The sequence below is a fragment of the Pseudohongiella sp. genome, from assembly GCF_040877505.1.
Taxonomy (GTDB): domain Bacteria; phylum Pseudomonadota; class Gammaproteobacteria; order Pseudomonadales; family Pseudohongiellaceae; genus Pseudohongiella.
Genome location: NZ_JBBDNQ010000015.1, coordinates 276,936 through 292,862 on the forward strand (window position 1 = coordinate 276,936; position 15,927 = coordinate 292,862).

12 protein-coding genes are annotated in these 15,927 nt (G+C 57.0%); 8 read left to right on the forward strand and 4 right to left on the reverse strand.

Features of this window, described 5'->3' with window-relative positions; all coding sequences use genetic code 11:
• Window positions 1–20 precede the first annotated feature (20 nt).
• The 4 genes from WD071_RS05770 to WD071_RS05785 all read left to right on the forward strand — a co-directional run bounded on the left by WD071_RS05770 (window position 21) and on the right by WD071_RS05785 (window position 6,975).
• The gene (locus tag WD071_RS05770; RefSeq protein ID WP_368047395.1) at window positions 21–1,694 is read left to right on the forward strand and encodes a CocE/NonD family hydrolase; all 1,674 of its coding nucleotides are present in this window, start codon (window positions 21–23) and stop codon (window positions 1,692–1,694) included.
• 427 nt (window positions 1,695–2,121) lie between these two features.
• On the forward strand, window positions 2,122–3,606 hold the full coding sequence (locus tag WD071_RS05775; protein WP_368047396.1) for a SulP family inorganic anion transporter: 1,485 nt from the start codon (window positions 2,122–2,124) through the stop codon (window positions 3,604–3,606).
• A gap of 30 nt (window positions 3,607–3,636) precedes the next feature.
• Window positions 3,637–4,551: a universal stress protein gene (locus tag WD071_RS05780; RefSeq protein ID WP_368047397.1), complete on the forward strand. Its 915-nt coding sequence runs from the start codon at window positions 3,637–3,639 to the stop codon at window positions 4,549–4,551.
• A 102-nt stretch (window positions 4,552–4,653) separates the two neighbouring features.
• The gene (locus tag WD071_RS05785; protein ID WP_368047398.1) at window positions 4,654–6,975 is read left to right on the forward strand and encodes a TonB-dependent receptor; all 2,322 of its coding nucleotides are present in this window, start codon (window positions 4,654–4,656) and stop codon (window positions 6,973–6,975) included.
• Between the two features lie 41 nt (window positions 6,976–7,016).
• On the opposite strand, the gene aroA is transcribed toward WD071_RS05785, so the two are convergent.
• Window positions 7,017–8,312, reverse strand: coding sequence for a 3-phosphoshikimate 1-carboxyvinyltransferase (aroA, locus tag WD071_RS05790; RefSeq protein WP_368047399.1), 1,296 nt, complete (start codon window positions 8,310–8,312; stop codon window positions 7,017–7,019).
• Window positions 8,313–8,572: 260 nt separating this feature from the next.
• Between aroA and WD071_RS05795 the strand changes: the two genes are divergently transcribed.
• The 4 genes from WD071_RS05795 (at window position 8,573) to WD071_RS05810 (ending at window position 12,103) form a co-directional block, all read left to right on the forward strand.
• Entirely contained in the window at window positions 8,573–9,187 is a 615-nt protein-coding gene (locus tag WD071_RS05795) for a PepSY-associated TM helix domain-containing protein (RefSeq protein WP_368047449.1), read from the forward strand.
• Window positions 9,188–9,197: 10 nt separating this feature from the next.
• Entirely contained in the window at window positions 9,198–9,728 is a 531-nt protein-coding gene (locus WD071_RS05800; protein ID WP_368047400.1) for a DUF2271 domain-containing protein, read from the forward strand.
• Window positions 9,729–9,807: 79 nt separating this feature from the next.
• Window positions 9,808–10,650, forward strand: coding sequence for a DUF4198 domain-containing protein (locus WD071_RS05805; RefSeq protein ID WP_368047401.1), 843 nt, complete (start codon window positions 9,808–9,810; stop codon window positions 10,648–10,650).
• A 34-nt stretch (window positions 10,651–10,684) separates the two neighbouring features.
• Window positions 10,685–12,103 (forward strand): sulfite reductase subunit alpha, encoded by a 1,419-nt coding sequence (locus WD071_RS05810; RefSeq protein ID WP_368047402.1) that lies wholly within the window; start codon window positions 10,685–10,687, stop codon window positions 12,101–12,103.
• A 52-nt stretch (window positions 12,104–12,155) separates the two neighbouring features.
• Here WD071_RS05810 and WD071_RS05815 read toward each other — a convergent pair whose 3' ends face one another.
• From WD071_RS05815 to WD071_RS05825, 3 genes are all read right to left on the reverse strand, one after another.
• Window positions 12,156–13,217 carry a CNNM domain-containing protein gene (locus WD071_RS05815; RefSeq protein ID WP_368047403.1) on the reverse strand — a complete coding sequence of 354 codons (1,062 nt, stop codon included), beginning with the start codon at window positions 13,215–13,217 and terminating at the stop codon, window positions 12,156–12,158.
• A gap of 104 nt (window positions 13,218–13,321) precedes the next feature.
• Window positions 13,322–13,534, reverse strand: coding sequence for a DUF2061 domain-containing protein (locus tag WD071_RS05820; RefSeq protein ID WP_368047404.1), 213 nt, complete (start codon window positions 13,532–13,534; stop codon window positions 13,322–13,324).
• A 320-nt stretch (window positions 13,535–13,854) separates the two neighbouring features.
• A complete protein-coding gene (locus WD071_RS05825; protein WP_368047405.1) occupies window positions 13,855–15,912 on the reverse strand; it encodes a PQQ-binding-like beta-propeller repeat protein in 2,058 nt (685 codons plus the stop codon).
• Between the last annotated feature and the right edge of the window lie 15 nt (window positions 15,913–15,927).

Genomic DNA, 15,927 nt, shown 5'->3' on the forward strand with positions numbered 1-15,927 from the left:
ACAATACGAGGTAAACCATCATGTCATCCTTCAAATCCCTGCATTGTCTGACACGTCTGCTTACCCGGCTGTTCGTTGTTGCGTCGTTGCTGGCAGGTGGTGTGGGCGACGCATACGCCCAGCCTCTGGCAGCAGAGAATAAAACCATTGTCATGGTGCCCATGCGCGATGGCATCGAACTGGCCACCAATGTCTACGTACCCGAAGGCGACGGCCCCTGGCCCGTTATCCTGACCCGTACCCCCTACGACAAAGACGGCATTGATCGCAGTGTCGGGGCCTACCACGAGCGCGGCTACGCTGTGGTGTCGCAGGATGTCCGCGGTCGTTACGACTCCGAAGGTGAAAACCAGCCCTTCGAAAACGATATCGAAGACGGTTACGACACCGTGCAATGGATCGCAGCGCAGCCGTTCAGTGATGGCAACATCGGCATTTTTGGTACGTCGGCACCGGGCATCACTTCCAACCTGGCGGCTGCATCCGCGCCCCCCAACCTGACAGCGGCCTACGTGACCGTGGCCCCGGACAGTCTTTTCTATCGTTCACGCTTTGTCGGCGGCGTGTTCAAAGAAAGCCATTCCGGTGGCTGGTTACGCGGCCAGGGCGTCAGCGAAGAAGCCATCAATGCCTACAAGGCGCGTGCCGTACTCGATGATCAGTGGCGCGCGACGGACTTTCTGTTTCACCGGGAAAATGTCGAAATACCCGTGTACAACGTCGGCGGCTGGCACGACATATACGCTGAAGGATCGCTGCACAATTTTGTCTACCTGCAAAACGACGGCAACCCGCAGGCGCGCGGCAAACAGAAACTGTTTATGGGCGCCTTTGGTCATGGCATGTTGCAGGGCGAACTGGAATACCCCGGCGGCGGCATGATCAACGGTGATCTGCAAGAGCAACTGCGCTGGTGGGACTACTGGCTCAAGGATATCGACAACGGCATCATGGATGAGCCCCCGGTCAGCATCTACATGATGGCCTCAGCCCGCAAAGGCAATGTTTCCGACAAGAACCGGGTGATTCACATGGACAGCTGGCCGCCGGAAAATCTCGAAACCCGCTATTACCTGCAGCCGGACATGAGCCTGGCAACCGAACCGCCTGTCGCAGGCCAGGCCAGCAAAACCTATACTTTTGATCCGGCCAATCCGGTACCCACAGTGGGCGGGCAGAATCTGGGCGCCGATGTCGGACCACGCGATCAACGCGCAATCGATGATCGCCAGGACTACCTGCGTTTCGAAACACCGGTACTGGAAGAGGATGTGGTGGTCGCCGGCCACATCGACATGGAACTGTTTGTATCCACTGATGCGCTGGACACCGATTTTGTTGTCAAGCTGGTGGACATCTACCCGGATGGTTATGAGGCCCTGATCCTGGATTACCCGGTACGGGCGCGGTTCCGCAATGGTCAGGAACCCGGCGATGTTGCACTGATGACACCTGGCGAAGTTGAGAGACTGGTGATCAATATGTGGAGCACGGCGCAGACCTTTGAAGCCGGCCACCGCATTGGCGTGCACGTCACCTCCAGCAACTACCCGCGCTTTGCCGTCAACCCCAATAATGGCGCGGCGCTGGATGACAGCAACACGCCGGTACAGAAAGCAGAAAACACCATCTACTTTGATGCCAACCGGCCATCGGCCATTGTCCTGCCGGTGGTCACCGTGCCGCTGGACTGACAGCTCCGCTGCATCTGTCCGGTGTACAACCGGTCAGATGCGGCCCGCGTTTTAACAAATCCCGCCCGCCATCAGTCTCAATTCGCAAGCCTGCCCGATATCCGTGGGTGCTTTTCCCGCCCGGCCCTGCTAGAATACGCGCCCTCGTAATCGCAGCGAGTCTCAGCCTAGTGACAACTTAGTCACAACTACGCAAAACCAACCGGAAGCAGCCACGGACATGACATCAAACAGAACGTCTCTCGGCCCGGTCTGGCATTCCGTAACAGGCGTTACGCCGCCCTGAGTTAACGATTTACACCCCCGTCATCTTTTGATGTCAGACTGCCTTGTCAGTAAGCACGGCGGCTTAATACTTGCATATTTTTGCCGGTGGCACACCGCCAGCACGATTTAACCTTAATGTTCAGCAGACCGAGTCCAAACCATGTTACACGCATTGAAACAAAGCTGGTTCTCCAATATCCGTGGCGACATTCTCGCCGGTATCGTTGTCGCACTGGCGCTTATCCCTGAAGCCATCGCGTTTTCTGTGATCGCCGGTGTCGACCCCAAAGTCGGGCTGTATGCCTCCTTCTCCATCGCCGTAATTACCGCCATCGTCGGCGGTCGCCCGGGCATGATTTCAGGCGCCACCGGCGCCATGGCGCTGGTCATGGTGATTCTGGTGCGCGACCACGGTCTGGAATACCTGTTGGCCGCTACCCTGTTGACCGGTTTGCTGCAGATTCTGGCTGGCGTGTTCAAACTGGGTCTGCTGATGCGCTTTGTGTCACGCTCCGTGGTCACCGGTTTTGTGAATGCGCTGGCCATCCTGATTTTCCTGGCCCAACTGCCCGAAATCACCGGCGAAAACGCCACGCTGCTGGTATTTGCCGTCCTGGCCGGCGGGCTGGTCATCATCTATGGCCTGCCCTATATCACCAAGGCCGTACCCTCGCCGCTGATCTGCATCGTGGTGCTGACCGGCATCGCCATGTACTTTGGTTTTGACATGCGCACCGTAGGCGACATGGGCGCACTGCCAGACAGCCTGCCCATTTTCCTGTGGCCTGATGTGCCGTTGACGCTGGAAACCCTGCAAATCATCTTCCCGTATGCGGCAACCCTGGCTGTCATTGGCCTGCTGGAATCAATGATGACCGCCACCATCATTGACGATCTGACGGATACCCCCAGCAACAAGAACCGCGAATGTGTCGGCCAGGGTGTGGCCAATATCGGCTCTGGTCTGATCGGTGGCATGGCCGGTTGCGCGATGATTGGCCAGTCCGTCATCAACATCAAGTCCGGTGGCCGTAAGCGCTTGTCGGCATTCGCTGCCGGCGTGGTATTGCTGATTATGGTGGTCTTCATCGGCCCATGGGTAGCACAAATCCCGATGGCTGCTCTGGTGGCCGTGATGTTCATGGTGGCCTTTGGTACATTCAGCTGGTCATCCATCGCTGATCTGCGCACAAATCCGAAAAGCTCAAGTATCGTGATGATCTCCACCGTTGTTGTGGTGGTGGTGACACACAACCTTGCTTTGGGAGTATTGTTGGGTGTGCTGCTCAGCGCCCTGTTCTTCGCCCGCAAGGTCGGCGACATTCTGTATATCGGCTCCACGCTGTCAGAGGAAGCCGATCATCGCGAGTACCAGGTGGTTGGCCAGGTGTTTTTTACCTCGGCAGACCAGTTTATCGGCGGCTTTGATTTCAAAGAAGCGGTAGATAAGGTTACTATCGACCTGACCCGTGCACACTTTTGGGACATCACCGCGATCAGCTCGCTGGACAAGGTGATCCTGAAATTCCGGCGTGAAGGCGCTGATGTCAAAATTGTTGGTCTGAACGAAGCCAGCGCGACATTGGTGGACCGGTTTGCGGTACACGACAAACCTGATGCCGTTGAACGGCTGATGGGCCACTAAGATGCCTGTCAGAATCAGGAGGTCGGGAGAATGAGCGAACCACAAACAGAACAAGGGAAATCCGCAATGTCAGAGATTCAGATTCCGGAAATGACCGGCAAGGTACTTGCCTGTGTCGACGACTCAGTCTACGCCGAGGCGGTGTGCGACTATGCTGCCTGGACCGCCGGGCGCATGAATACGCAATTGAGCCTGTTGCATGTACTGGACAAAAACGAAGGCACAACCGCTCAGAACCTGAGCGGCAGCCTGGGGCTGGGGGCACAGGAAAACCTGATGCAGGAGCTGGCCGAGCTGGACCAGCAGCGGTCCAAGCTGGAAATGGAAAAAGGCAAGCTGATGCTGCAGGCGGCCATGCTGCGTGTTGAGGAAAAAGGCATCGTCAACGCCGAATCACGCCAGCGTCATGGCGAATTGGTAGACACGCTAATTGAGCTGGAGCCCGAAACACGGATCCTGGTGGTCGGCAAACGTGGCGCCGATACCGAGTCTGCGCACGGCCATATCGGTAGCCACCTGGAAAGCATCATTCGCGCTCTGCACAAACCCATCCTGATAGCCCAGCAGTCGTTTGCCCCACCAAAACAGATCATGATCGCCTATGATGGCAGCGCCACCATGCGCAAAGGCATTCATATTGCTGCCGCCAGTCCGTTTGGCCGCGGCATCCCGCATCATGTGGTCATGGTCGGTGCCGACACTGACGTGGCACGTGCACAGCTCCAGGAAGCCACCGACGTCATGACCAAAGCTGGATTTGAGGTGACAGGTGCCATTATTCCCGGCGATGCCGACATCGCCCTGGCCGAGTACCAGGAACGCGAAAATATCGACCTGATGGTGATGGGCGCTTATGGTCATTCACGCATACGCCAGCTGATCCTGGGCAGCACCACCACCGCCATGATCAAGCGCACCAAGATCTCCTTGCTGGTGCTGCGCTAGCGCTGAGCAGCGACCGAGGCGGTGCGACACTATGCCACATTGTCTGCACCCTGATACTGAGTAAACTGCGAACATCACAGTACTCAGCATCAGGGTTAAACAATGTCAGCAATACTACGTCGATCGGCTTTCAGAAAGAAATTGCTTGCCAGCGCCATTGTGTCGGCGCTCGTGGCTGGTTATGGACCACACGTCTTCGGCCAGAGTGCGGAAAACGCCAGCGCAGGCACCTCTACTCCTATTGAAGAAATCCTGATCTGGGGCAGTGACGCCGGCCAGCGTTCCGGCATAACCCATCCTGCCAGCGTGCTCACCCCGGCCGATCTGGCCAGCATCAATATCGCCACCACAGAAGATGTGGTCAAATACGAGCCCAGCCTGGTGATTCGTCGCCGTTTTATCGGCGATTCCAACGGCACCATAGGCATGCGCGGCGCCAACATGTTCCAGACTTCACGTTCCATGGTGTTCGCTGACGGCGTGCCTTTGCATTACCTGTTGCAGTCACGCTGGAATGGGTCACCACGCTGGTCCATGGTGTCCGCCAGTGAAATTGCCCAGGTAGAAGTGCTGTATGGACCGTTTTCTGCCGAGTACAGCGGCAACGCCATGGGCGGCGTGGTGCTGATCGAATCGGCCATTCCACAGCAACGGGAATTCCATTTCGACAGCTCGTATTTTTCGCAGGCATTTGATGCCTACGGGTTCAATGATACGCTGACTGGCTACAAAAGTTTTTTTTCGGTGGGCGACAAGATCGGTGATACCAGCCTGTATTTTTCCTACAACCGACTGGACAACGACTCCCAACCACAGACCTTTTATTTCGGCGCCAACAACAGCAGCCCAGCGGCCACCAATGTGACCGGCGGTGTTGTTGGCAATGACCAGTTTGGCAACAGTCAGTTGTGGTTTGGCGACACCGGCGTCGTCGATACCCAAACCCGGAACTACAAAATCAAGATCGGCCAGGACATCGGTGACTGGGCTGGCCTGCTCAATATAGCCTATGAAGACCGCGCGTCAGACAACACCCCTAACGCCTACATGCGTGATGGCAGCGGCAATCCGGTGTGGAGTGGCAATGTCCGTCAGAACGAAAGCGGCATCAGTATTCCCGCTGCGCGGCTGGGCGTGGGTGAACAGGAACGTGACAGTCTGTCGCTGGGGCTGCGGGTGCGCGGTCCGTTAACCAACAGCATTGACCTGGAAAGCAATCTCAACCAGTTTGCCATTGTCCGCGACCAAAGCCGCGATTCACTGCGCAATCCCGCTGACCCGGCGTATACGCCAGCGGGTCAGGTCACCGATTTTGGTGATACCGGCTGGCAGAGCGCTGAAGTGAAGCTGACCTTCAGCGAGCTCGGTGTTGACAACCTCAGCCTGGTCAGCGGGCTGCGCCATGATGCCTATGAACTGAACATCGACGTATACGACTCCAGCAACTACCAGGCTGGCAGCAAGAATCAGCTCAGCAGTCGCAGCGGCGGCGAAACCAGCATCAGTGCCGCGTTTGCCGAATTGAGCTGGCTGCCCACGCAGCAGTGGGCATTAACGCTGGGGGGGCGTTATGAAACCTTTGACAGCAAGGGTGGTTACTACACGACGCAGGTGGCCGGCAACGTGCAGCCAGTATCGGTGCCCGGGCAGTCGCGCAATGCTTTCTCACCCAAATTCACCGCCGCCTACCAGCCCACGGACCGATGGACACTGAGTTACGCGGCCGCCAGGGCCTACCGCTTCCCGATTGTGGAAGAACTGTTCAGCCAGTATCAGGCCTACAATACCGTCAATCAGGCCAACCCGGCTCTGAAACCCGAAGACGGCCTGCATCATAATCTGGGTATCGAATACGGTATCAACGGCGGTTATGTCCGCGTCAATGTCTTTCAGGAAAGCATCAAGGATGTGATCGAGGCGCAGGCCGAAACTCTGCCGGGCGGCGTGTCCGTGCGCACCTTTATCCCCATCGACCAGGTGGACACGCTGGGTACCGAGTTTATCGTCAACGCCACCGGGCTGGGACTGGACGCGCTGGATGTACGCTTTAATGCCACTTACACTGACAACGAAATAGCCCGCAACCGTGTTGATACCAGCATAGAAGGCAATGTGTATCCCCGCTTGCCTGCATGGCGCGGCAACCTGCTGGCCACCTACCATGTCAGTGATGACTGGAACATCGGCCTGAATTATCAATACGCTGACACCAGTTTTGGTCGCAACGACAACCGCGACACCGAACAGAATGTTTACGGGGCGCAGGATGGTTATTCCCGCATCGGCATCAAAACTGACTATCGGTTCGGCAACGGCTTTACGCTGGGCGCGGGCATCGACAACATCAGCAATGACGTCGACTTTGTGGCGCACCCATGGCCCGGTCGTACCGTGTATTTGAACGTTGCTTACGATTGGCAATAAAGTTTACTGTCCGGCAGGCGCACAACAGACACCCTCACGTTTTATCGGGTGAGGGTTTTGAACAGATCGAAATAGCCCGGAAAGGTTTTTGCCGTGCAGCCCGGATCATTGATGGTAATCGGGCTGTCACCAAATGCAGCCAGCGAAAAACACATGGCCATGCGGTGGTCATCATAGGTATCGATCTCAGCCGGCAGAATTTTTTCGGGCGGCGTGATCACAATGTAATCACTACCCTCTTCCACCGTTGCGCCCACTTTGCGCAGCTCCGTAGCCATCGCTGTCAGCCTGTCGGTTTCCTTGACGCGCCAGTTATAAATATTGCGTATCGCAGTCGGACCCTGGGCAAACAGCGCCGCGGTGGCGATGGTCATGGCCGCATCGGGGATATGGTTAAGGTCAACGTCAATGCCTTTGAGCGAGCCGCGGCTGACTTCAATCCAGGTGTCACCCCATTCAACATTGGCGCCCATCTGTTGCAGCACGTCGGCAAACCTGGCATCACCCTGAACGCTGGCCGACCCGGTGCCATGCACCCGCACCGTGCCGCCAGCAATCGCCGCAGCTGCCAGAAAATAGGACGCTGACGAGGCATCGCCTTCCACCATGATGTCGCCCGGGGCCTGATAGGTCTGCCCGGCGGGCACCACAAAGCGCTGGTAATTGTGGTTCTCGACGGTCACGCCAAAGCGCTGCATCACATCCAGCGTGATGTGGATGTAGGGCTTTGATACCAGCTCTCCTTCCACCACAATGTCCAGATCCTGCTCGCACAGTGGCGCTGCCATTAACATGGCGGTGAGAAACTGACTGGAAATATTGCCGCGAATGCTGACCCGGCCACCTTGCAGGCGCTTGCCACGAATCAGCAATGGCGGAAAATTGTTGTCGCCCAGATAGGAAATATCAGCACCGGCAGTACGCAGACAGTCGACCAGGTCGCCGATAGGTCGTTCATACATGCGCGGTTCGCCGGTCAGGGTGAACTCGCCCGTACTCGCCGCCAGCGCTGCACACAGAGGCCGCATGGCGGTGCCGGCATTGCCCAGAAACAAGGTCAACGCACCTTCATGGGAAAAGCGCCCACCCTTGCCTTCCACCACACATTCAGTTTTGTCGGCACTGAGCGTCAGTTGCACACCCAGCGCATTCAGCGCCGCCAGCATGTATCGCACGTCGTCGCTGTCCAGCAGGTTGGTGATGCGCGTTTCGCCTTCCGCAAGGGCCGCCAGCAACAGGATACGGTTGGACAGGCTTTTAGAGCCCGGCAGCGTGATGTCACCGCTGGCTGAATTGACGGGCGCCAGCACCAGAGAGTCGTGTGGAGAGGATTGCATAATTGGGTTGCGCATCTGCAGATGGGAAACGCAGAGTATAGCGGAATCCGGCGTTGGGCTCAAAAAGTGCCAGTTTGCCGGGCACACCTGCGCAGAGAATCCTGGCGATATACATTTATTGCAGCCCAAATAGAATTGATTCTCATTTATTTTCGCAAGCATATTGCACTTGAGAATAGTTATCGTTTACTATGCAATAACTCCACTTAATGATAACCATTTTCATTTGAATCATGCTGAACAAATCAACCTTGGCCACCATCTCCCTGTACACCGGCAGTCTGCGTCAGTGGCACTGGATCAGTTCAGCGCTCTGTCTGGCGGGCATGCTGCTGTTTGCCGTGACAGGTATCACGCTTAATCATGCCGGGCAGATCGAAGCCAGCCCGTCCGTCGAGACCATTGAACAGGCACTGCCGCCTGCGGTGCTTGATGCGACACTGGCAGCCCTCGACAAAGAGGCTGCCTCGGGTGCGGCACCGTTACCGGCACAACTTCGACAATGGTTGAGTAGCGAGTTCGGGATTCGCACCGGCGACCGCATCGCTGAATGGACAACTGACGAAATCTATCTGTCCATGCCCCGCCCGGGTGGCGATGCCTGGCTCAGCATTGACCTGGCCTTTGGCGAGTTGCTCTATGAAAGTACCAGCCGCGGTGTCATCTCCTACCTCAATGATTTGCACAAGGCACGCAACACCGGGCTGGCGTGGTCCTGGTTTATCGACATTTTTTCTGTTGTCTGTGTGGTGTTCTGCCTCACAGGGTTGCTTCTGCTTTGTCGTCAACAACGTTCCCGGCCCATGACCTGGCCCGTGACCGGCCTGGGCCTGTTGATTCCGGTTCTGCTTGCACTGCTGTTTATTCACAATTGAAGGAGTTGTTATGCCTGTCTGCCCTGCCCTGCCAGCCCGCCTTGCCTGTGTATGCCTGCTGGCGTCAACACTCACTGTGACTGCTGCGCAGGCGCAGGAATTCACCATAGATCTCGACATCCCCACGCTGCAGGTGGCCGAGTATCACCGTCCATACATCGCACTGTGGATTGCCCGACCCGACAACAGCGTCGCCGCCAATCTGGCCGTGTGGTATGACACCAAACTGGCGGATATGGAAGGCACCAAATGGCTGAAAGACATGCGGCAGTGGTGGCGCCGGACCGGGCGCACGCTGGCAATGCCGGCCGACGGCATTAGTGGTGCGACCCGCCCCCAGGGTCAGCACAGCGTAGATTTTTCCGACAAAGTCAGCTCATTGCCTGCAGGCGACTACAACCTGTTTGTTGAAGCGGTACGGGAAGTAGGTGGCAGGGAAATGCTGGAGATTCCTTTCAGTTGGCCACCGAAGGACAGAACATCGCTGACTGTGCAGGGAGAACATGAACTGGGTGAAATCGGCCTCACACTGGCGCCCTGACTAAAATCTGCGAACCGTCTCACGACAGTAAACCACATTCAAGTACACCACATTCAAGTACACCACAAGGAGTCCAACCATGAAAACCAGGAACAGCAGAACAACGATACGACTATTGACCATAGGCAGCCTGTTGCTTGCCCTGCCCATTGCTGCGCAGGCACACCGAGCCTGGATCCTGCCCGCTGCTACCATCCACTCCAGCGAAGACCCTTGGGTCACGGTAGATGCGGCCATTTCAAACGACATTTTTCATACCGATTACCGACCGATGCAGCTGAACGGAATCAAGGCTATCGGCCCCGACGGCATGGCCGTTGAATTGCAGAACGGTCACACCGGCAAGTATCGCAGCACCTTTGATATAAATCTGACCCAGCGCGGCACCTACAAAATATTTACCGCCAGTAACGGGATGACGGCGCGCTGGTTAGACGAAGACGGTCAACGTCAAAGCTGGCCCCCGCGCGGCGCACAGCCCAATGAAGCCGACTTTGCGGCCAACGTACCCGCCGATGCCCAGGATCTGGTTGTCACCCGCAGCTCCAGGCGCCAGGAGACTTTCATAACCGCAGGCGTGCCTTCTGACGAGGTGCTGGAGCCTGAAGGTCAAGGTTTCGAAATGGAACCCATCACTCACCCCAATGACCTGTACGCCGGTGAAACGGCTGAATTTCGTTTTCTGATTGATGGCGAACCTGCTGTGGGTGCTGAAATCATCGTGCTGGCTGGCGGCATGCGCTACCGCAACCATCAGGATGAAATCAGCGTCACCACCAATGCCGATGGTATCGCCGAAATCACCTGGCCCGACGCCGGCATGTATTGGCTGGAAGCCAGCTACGAAGACGATCGCGCAGCGCCACCGGCCACCAGTCGTCGTGGCGGTTATGTCGCCACCTTTGAGGTGATGCCGGAATAATCTGCACTATTGACTGGCACGAGGATCGCCCAGCATGTTCACCCAATACGCGCTGGCTGGCGCGGCAACAGCGGCATATGCATTGTTGTGCCGCTACTGCCTGCGCCGTCGTATCGTCAGCCCGGTTGCCGATGGCATAGCGGTATCATCAACACCCGCGCCGGCCCTCAGCGCTGACCGGTCCCAACTCGAGCCGCTGCTGATTGCCTATGCCAGCCAGAGTGGCAACGCCGAAGCACTGGCCTGCAGACAGGCAAAAAATCTGGCTACGCATCACGCCGTTGTGCTCAAACCACTGAATGCCGTTGATAATGAATTGCTGTCACGTTACCGGAAGGCCTTGTTTGTGGTGAGCACCTTCGGCGAGGGTGAACCACCGGACAATGCCATTCGCTTCACGCGCCTTAACAAGGTCCGGAGCAGTGGCACTCAGACATTGGAGCATCTCAGCTACGCTGTTCTGGCCCTTGGTGACAGACAATACCGTCAGTTCTGCGCTTTCGGCCACCGGCTGCATGATCTGCTGGCGGCACGCGGCGCGCAGGCCCTGTTTGAAACGGTGTGCGTCGACAGAATGGACATTGCTGGCCTGCAACAATGGCGCCAGCAATTGTTGACGCAGGCACTGGATACCGGGGAATTTTTTGATCCTGCCGATGCCAGCGACAGCGAGTTTCACCCCTGGTATGTCAGCAACCGTCAACATATCAACGCGGGCTCACCCGGTAACGCCGTCTACCACATACGACTGCTTAGCTACGCCAGCAGGGCACCGGACTGGCGCGCCGGCGATATAGCGGAGGTGATCATTCCTGTCGGCGAGGATGGCAACACACTGCGGCGCGAATACTCCATTGCATCGCTGCCCGACGACGGCAGCCTGGACCTGGTGGTACGACAACTGATCAAGGATGACGGCAGCATGGGACTCGGCTCAGGCTGGCTGACACAGGGAGTCACCCTGCATAACCCCGTGCAACTGCGCATACGCTCAAACCCGGCCTTTCATCCACCCGGACGTTCGGCCCGCGAAGCACGCAGGACACCCATGATCATGATCGGCAACGGCACCGGTATTGCAGGTCTGCGGGCCCACATTCGGGCTCGTGAACAGCTTCGCGCGCGCCAGAACTGGCTGATGTTTGGCGAACGCACTGAAGCGTTTGATTTTCACTTCAGCAGTCAACTCATGAAATGGAAAAGTCAGCATTATCTGCAACGCCTGGACCTGGCGTTTTCGCGCGATGCAGGCTGCGGCAGGTATGTTCAGCACCGCCTGCGTGAGGCGGCGAGCGAGCTTGAAGACTGGGTCAGGCGAGGCGCCGTCATTTACGTTTGTGGCAGCCGAATCGGCATGGCGGAAGAGGTGCACCAGACTCTGGTCGATATTCTGGGCCAGCAGACCGTTGACGATCTGCTGGATCACGGCCGGTACCGGCGTGATATTTATTAACGCGCCGACATCGGCGACTGGCCGGACTTAAACCGTCTGACAGCTGCTGATGTCATGGCGCAGCACTGGCATCGGTTGAATCCTGCTTCTGAGGTCGACCGCTTTGATACTTCAGACGGTTCTCCCAGCGTTTGCGGGCGAAGCGCCGCATATTGGGGATATCGTCGGTCTCGTCCATGATGGCCTGCCCCAGAATGGTCTCCAGCACATCCTCCATGGTCACCAGCCCCAGCCAGGTGCCATACTGATCATAGACCAGCGCCATGTGCTGGTGCTCAGCCAGGAAGGCACTGAGCAGGGCCTCCGCGCTGATTTCGTCAGTCACGATCTTGACCGGCTTGATCAGGTCGACAATTTTGGCATCAGGATCCGAATCCAACAGTTCAGCCCGGAACACCACGCCGTGCGGGTGCTCTTCCTGATCAACCACCGGGTAACGCGAGAACGCGGTGTCGCGCATCGCATCAAGGATATCGCCCACCGCCGAGTCGGCCAGCAGATACTCACACACGGTTTTGGGTGTCATGATGTCTTTAATCTGTACCTCATGCAGATCCAGAATATTGGCAATCACCCGACGCTCGTCCTCGTCAAGTTGATCGGTATCGCGCCCCAGCGCTGTCAACGCCTTGATTTCCGAACGCAGATCCACGTCCGACACACCTACGCCCATCCATTCGGTAATTTTGTCCGACATCATGATGAAGGGCTTTAACACCAGAATCATGAAATTGAGCGTGCCGGGCAACCACGGCACCAGATTCTGCCAGTAGCGTGCGCCCAGCGTCTTGGGGATGATCTCGGACAGAATCAGCACCAGAAAGGTCATGATGGCCGAGGCAACGGCCAGGTATCCATCACCAAACACCACCCCCACCTGAGCACCGACACCGGCCGCGCCAAAGGTATGGGCAACAGTGTTCAGCGTCAGAATCGCGGCCAGCGGCTGGTCAATACGGTCTTTGAGTTTACGCAGCTTCCTGTACAAATCCGGATCGGACTGACGGAAACGTGTGACATGGCTGGGTGTCAGTGAAAGAAGCGCCGCTTCAAGCAAGGAACAGACAAATGATACACAGATGGATAGAAGTGCAAATACCAGTAGTAGGCCCATAGAGGGTCTTTGTATCTCCGTAAAACAAGGGAGATAAATCCTACTACACTAGGCGGCAGGGTCACAACTGGCAATACCCCTGGCAGGTCAGGTGCCTGCCGGGCTCAGGCGCTGATGGCAGCAGCGGGGCTGTGCTGGATCTGCGCTTTACGGTGCCAGAACTTCTCATGCAGAAAATACACTACCGTGTTGATCGCTGGCTCTACCAGCGCCACTGCGCCCCCAATGAGCACGCTACCCGTCATGGCCCAGGCAACAGTAAACGCGGTAATGAAGTGCAATACGGCAAAACTGGCGGTTTTTTGAACCTGTTTCATGGCTTTATCCTCGAATCCGGTGAAGTCTGACCCCCGGCGACACCGGGGGTTTCTTCGATGGGTAGAGAATAAGTCAGCCAATCGATAATAAAAATTTGTTAATTTCTATCTAAACGATATTAATTATCAATTAAGGTCGATCGCTAAACGTTCAGCCCTGAATGTAGCAAGAAAATTGTTCCCTGAACATCAAAACCCAACACTGTTCCCGATCATTGCAACGCATTGATGACAGGCAAAAAAAACCCGCCGTACCGGGTCGGTGCGACGGGTTTTTCTGTCTCAGACCCTGCCAGTACAGGGTCATCGAGGGTCAGCGATCAGTCCGGCAGAGCCAGCGCTGTCAGCGTACCACCGGTCTGCAGCATTACATACTGCTTGCCTTCGTGCTGGTAGTTCATCATGCCGTAGCGGCTCTGCTCAGGCACAGCAACCTTGCCTATCTGCTCACCGGTCTCTTTATCAACCGCAAACAGGGCAGGTGTACCGTCGCTCATGGCACTGGCATACATCAGCATGGTGTCAGTCACTGTCATCGGCGCAACCGTGCCGCTGCCGGTGTTACCCACATCAATACCTTCCAGTGCAGGATGGTTCTTGATGCGATCAGGCGTTTCGCCGACCGGGATAAACCACTTGTGATCACCGGTGTTCAGGTCGATCGCTGTGATGCGGCTAAAGGGTGGCTTGAACAGGGGCAGACCCTGCGGACCACGGACCAGCGCAGAACGCAGCGGGGCGTAGTCGGTAAAGGTCGTACCTGTGGGCAGCTCCAGCATGGCATCGCGCTCTTGCGCCGGTGCCATGATGCGGTTGGTGCAACCCTTGCGGGAAGTCACAAACAGGGTACCTGTGGTCGGATCACCGGCAGCAGGCCCGTCGATGTTGACACCACCGATATCACCCGGACACCACAGCGAGGCGGTTTTGCCCAGCTCGTTGTCGCGGTGCAGCGGCGGATGGAACAAGGGACCAATCTCGAAGTCGGAGATGGCTTCAATCGCCTGCGCGCGCAGTTCCGGCGTGAAGTCAATCAGGTCATCGTGAGTCAGACCCTGCATGTCGTAAGGCGCAGGCTTGGTCGGGAAAGGCTGCGTCGGTGACAACACTTCACCCGGAATCAGACCTGCCGGCACTTCACGCTCTTCGATTGGCCAGATGGGCTCACCGGTTTCGCGGTTGAAGACGTAGGTAAAGGCCTGCTTGGTTACCTGGGCTACCACGGGAATGGTCTGGCCATTCTGCGTGATGTCGAGCAGCACGGGTGCTGTCGGCGTGTCGTAGTTCCAGATGTCCTTGTGCACCAGCTGGAAGTGCCACTCACGCTCACCGGTCGATGCATTCAATGCGACCAGGCTGGTGCCGTAGAGACCGTCACCCTGCAGGTGGCCACGATAGAAGTCGATGGAAGGACCATTGGTCGGGATGTAGACCATGTCCAGTTCCGGGTCAGCCGCGACCGGTGCCCACGACGAGACTTCGCCGGTGTAAGCGCGCGGATCTTCGAGCTGGTTGCCATCACCGTCTTTCCAGGTGTCCCAGCCAAATTCGCCCTTGTCCGGAATGATGTTGAAGGTCCATTTGTGCTCACCGGTTGTGCCATCAAACGCGAGAATGTCACCGGGGATGTTTTCGTAACGGGTCTGGTTGTAACCCTGCTCGGCAGAGTTGGGCACAATGACGGTCCCGTTGACCACGATGGGCGGAGACGATGAGGTGATATAACCGGTTTCCAGCGGGATACCGTAGTACGGATCAAACTCGTAACCGTTAGCGTCAGCCAGGATCTTCTGCAGGTCAACAACACCGGTGTCCGGGAAACCCTCAACACCGATTTCGTGACCGAAACCTTCCAGTGGCGCGCCGGTCTTGGCATCCAGCGCAGTCAGGAAGAAACCCGGGCTGATCATGTAGATCACGCCTTTGCCGTTTACTTCGCCGTACGCAACACCTTTACCATAGTCTTTACGCATGGAGTATTCGTGACGGAAGGTATGTGGTTCGCGGTAGGACCAGATGGTCTCGCCGGTCACCGGATCCAGAGCGATCACGTGGCGTCGATCACCGGCAACCGTGTACAGCACACCATCAATGTAACTGGGTGTTGAGCGACCGCTGCTGGCACCGAAGCTGGCGCCGTCCCAGACCCAGGCGGTCTGAAGGGATTCAAAATTGTCTGCGTTGATCTGTGACGCGGGCAGGTAACGGGTATGTGCGTAATCAGAACCCAGGGTCAGCCATTCGATGGATTCGCCCTGCGCTTCGGGCTGCGCAGACAGCAGCGCGGGAGCGCCCATCGCCACGCCCGCTGCCAGAGCAACCAGGCTGGTCAGTGCAGGTTTTTTAGCAAAACCGCCTGCCAATAATCTATTTTTCATATTCACTTGCACTCT

Coding starts and splice junctions, on each gene's coding strand:
- WD071_RS05820 (WP_368047404.1), bottom strand. CDS start 13,534: ATGAAACAGGTTCAAAAAACCGCCAGTTTTGCCGTATTGCACTTCATT.
- WD071_RS05825 (WP_368047405.1), bottom strand. CDS start 15,912: ATGAAAAATAGATTATTGGCAGGCGGTTTTGCTAAAAAACCTGCACTG.
- WD071_RS05785 (WP_368047398.1), top strand. CDS start 4,654: ATGTCAGCAATACTACGTCGATCGGCTTTCAGAAAGAAATTGCTTGCC.
- WD071_RS05800 (WP_368047400.1), top strand. CDS start 9,198: ATGCCTGTCTGCCCTGCCCTGCCAGCCCGCCTTGCCTGTGTATGCCTG.
- WD071_RS05780 (WP_368047397.1), top strand. CDS start 3,637: ATGAGCGAACCACAAACAGAACAAGGGAAATCCGCAATGTCAGAGATT.
- WD071_RS05770 (WP_368047395.1), top strand. CDS start 21: ATGTCATCCTTCAAATCCCTGCATTGTCTGACACGTCTGCTTACCCGG.
- WD071_RS05775 (WP_368047396.1), top strand. CDS start 2,122: ATGTTACACGCATTGAAACAAAGCTGGTTCTCCAATATCCGTGGCGAC.
- WD071_RS05815 (WP_368047403.1), bottom strand. CDS start 13,217: ATGGGCCTACTACTGGTATTTGCACTTCTATCCATCTGTGTATCATTT.
- WD071_RS05810 (WP_368047402.1), top strand. CDS start 10,685: ATGTTCACCCAATACGCGCTGGCTGGCGCGGCAACAGCGGCATATGCA.
- WD071_RS05805 (WP_368047401.1), top strand. CDS start 9,808: ATGAAAACCAGGAACAGCAGAACAACGATACGACTATTGACCATAGGC.
- aroA (WP_368047399.1), bottom strand. CDS start 8,312: ATGCAATCCTCTCCACACGACTCTCTGGTGCTGGCGCCCGTCAATTCA.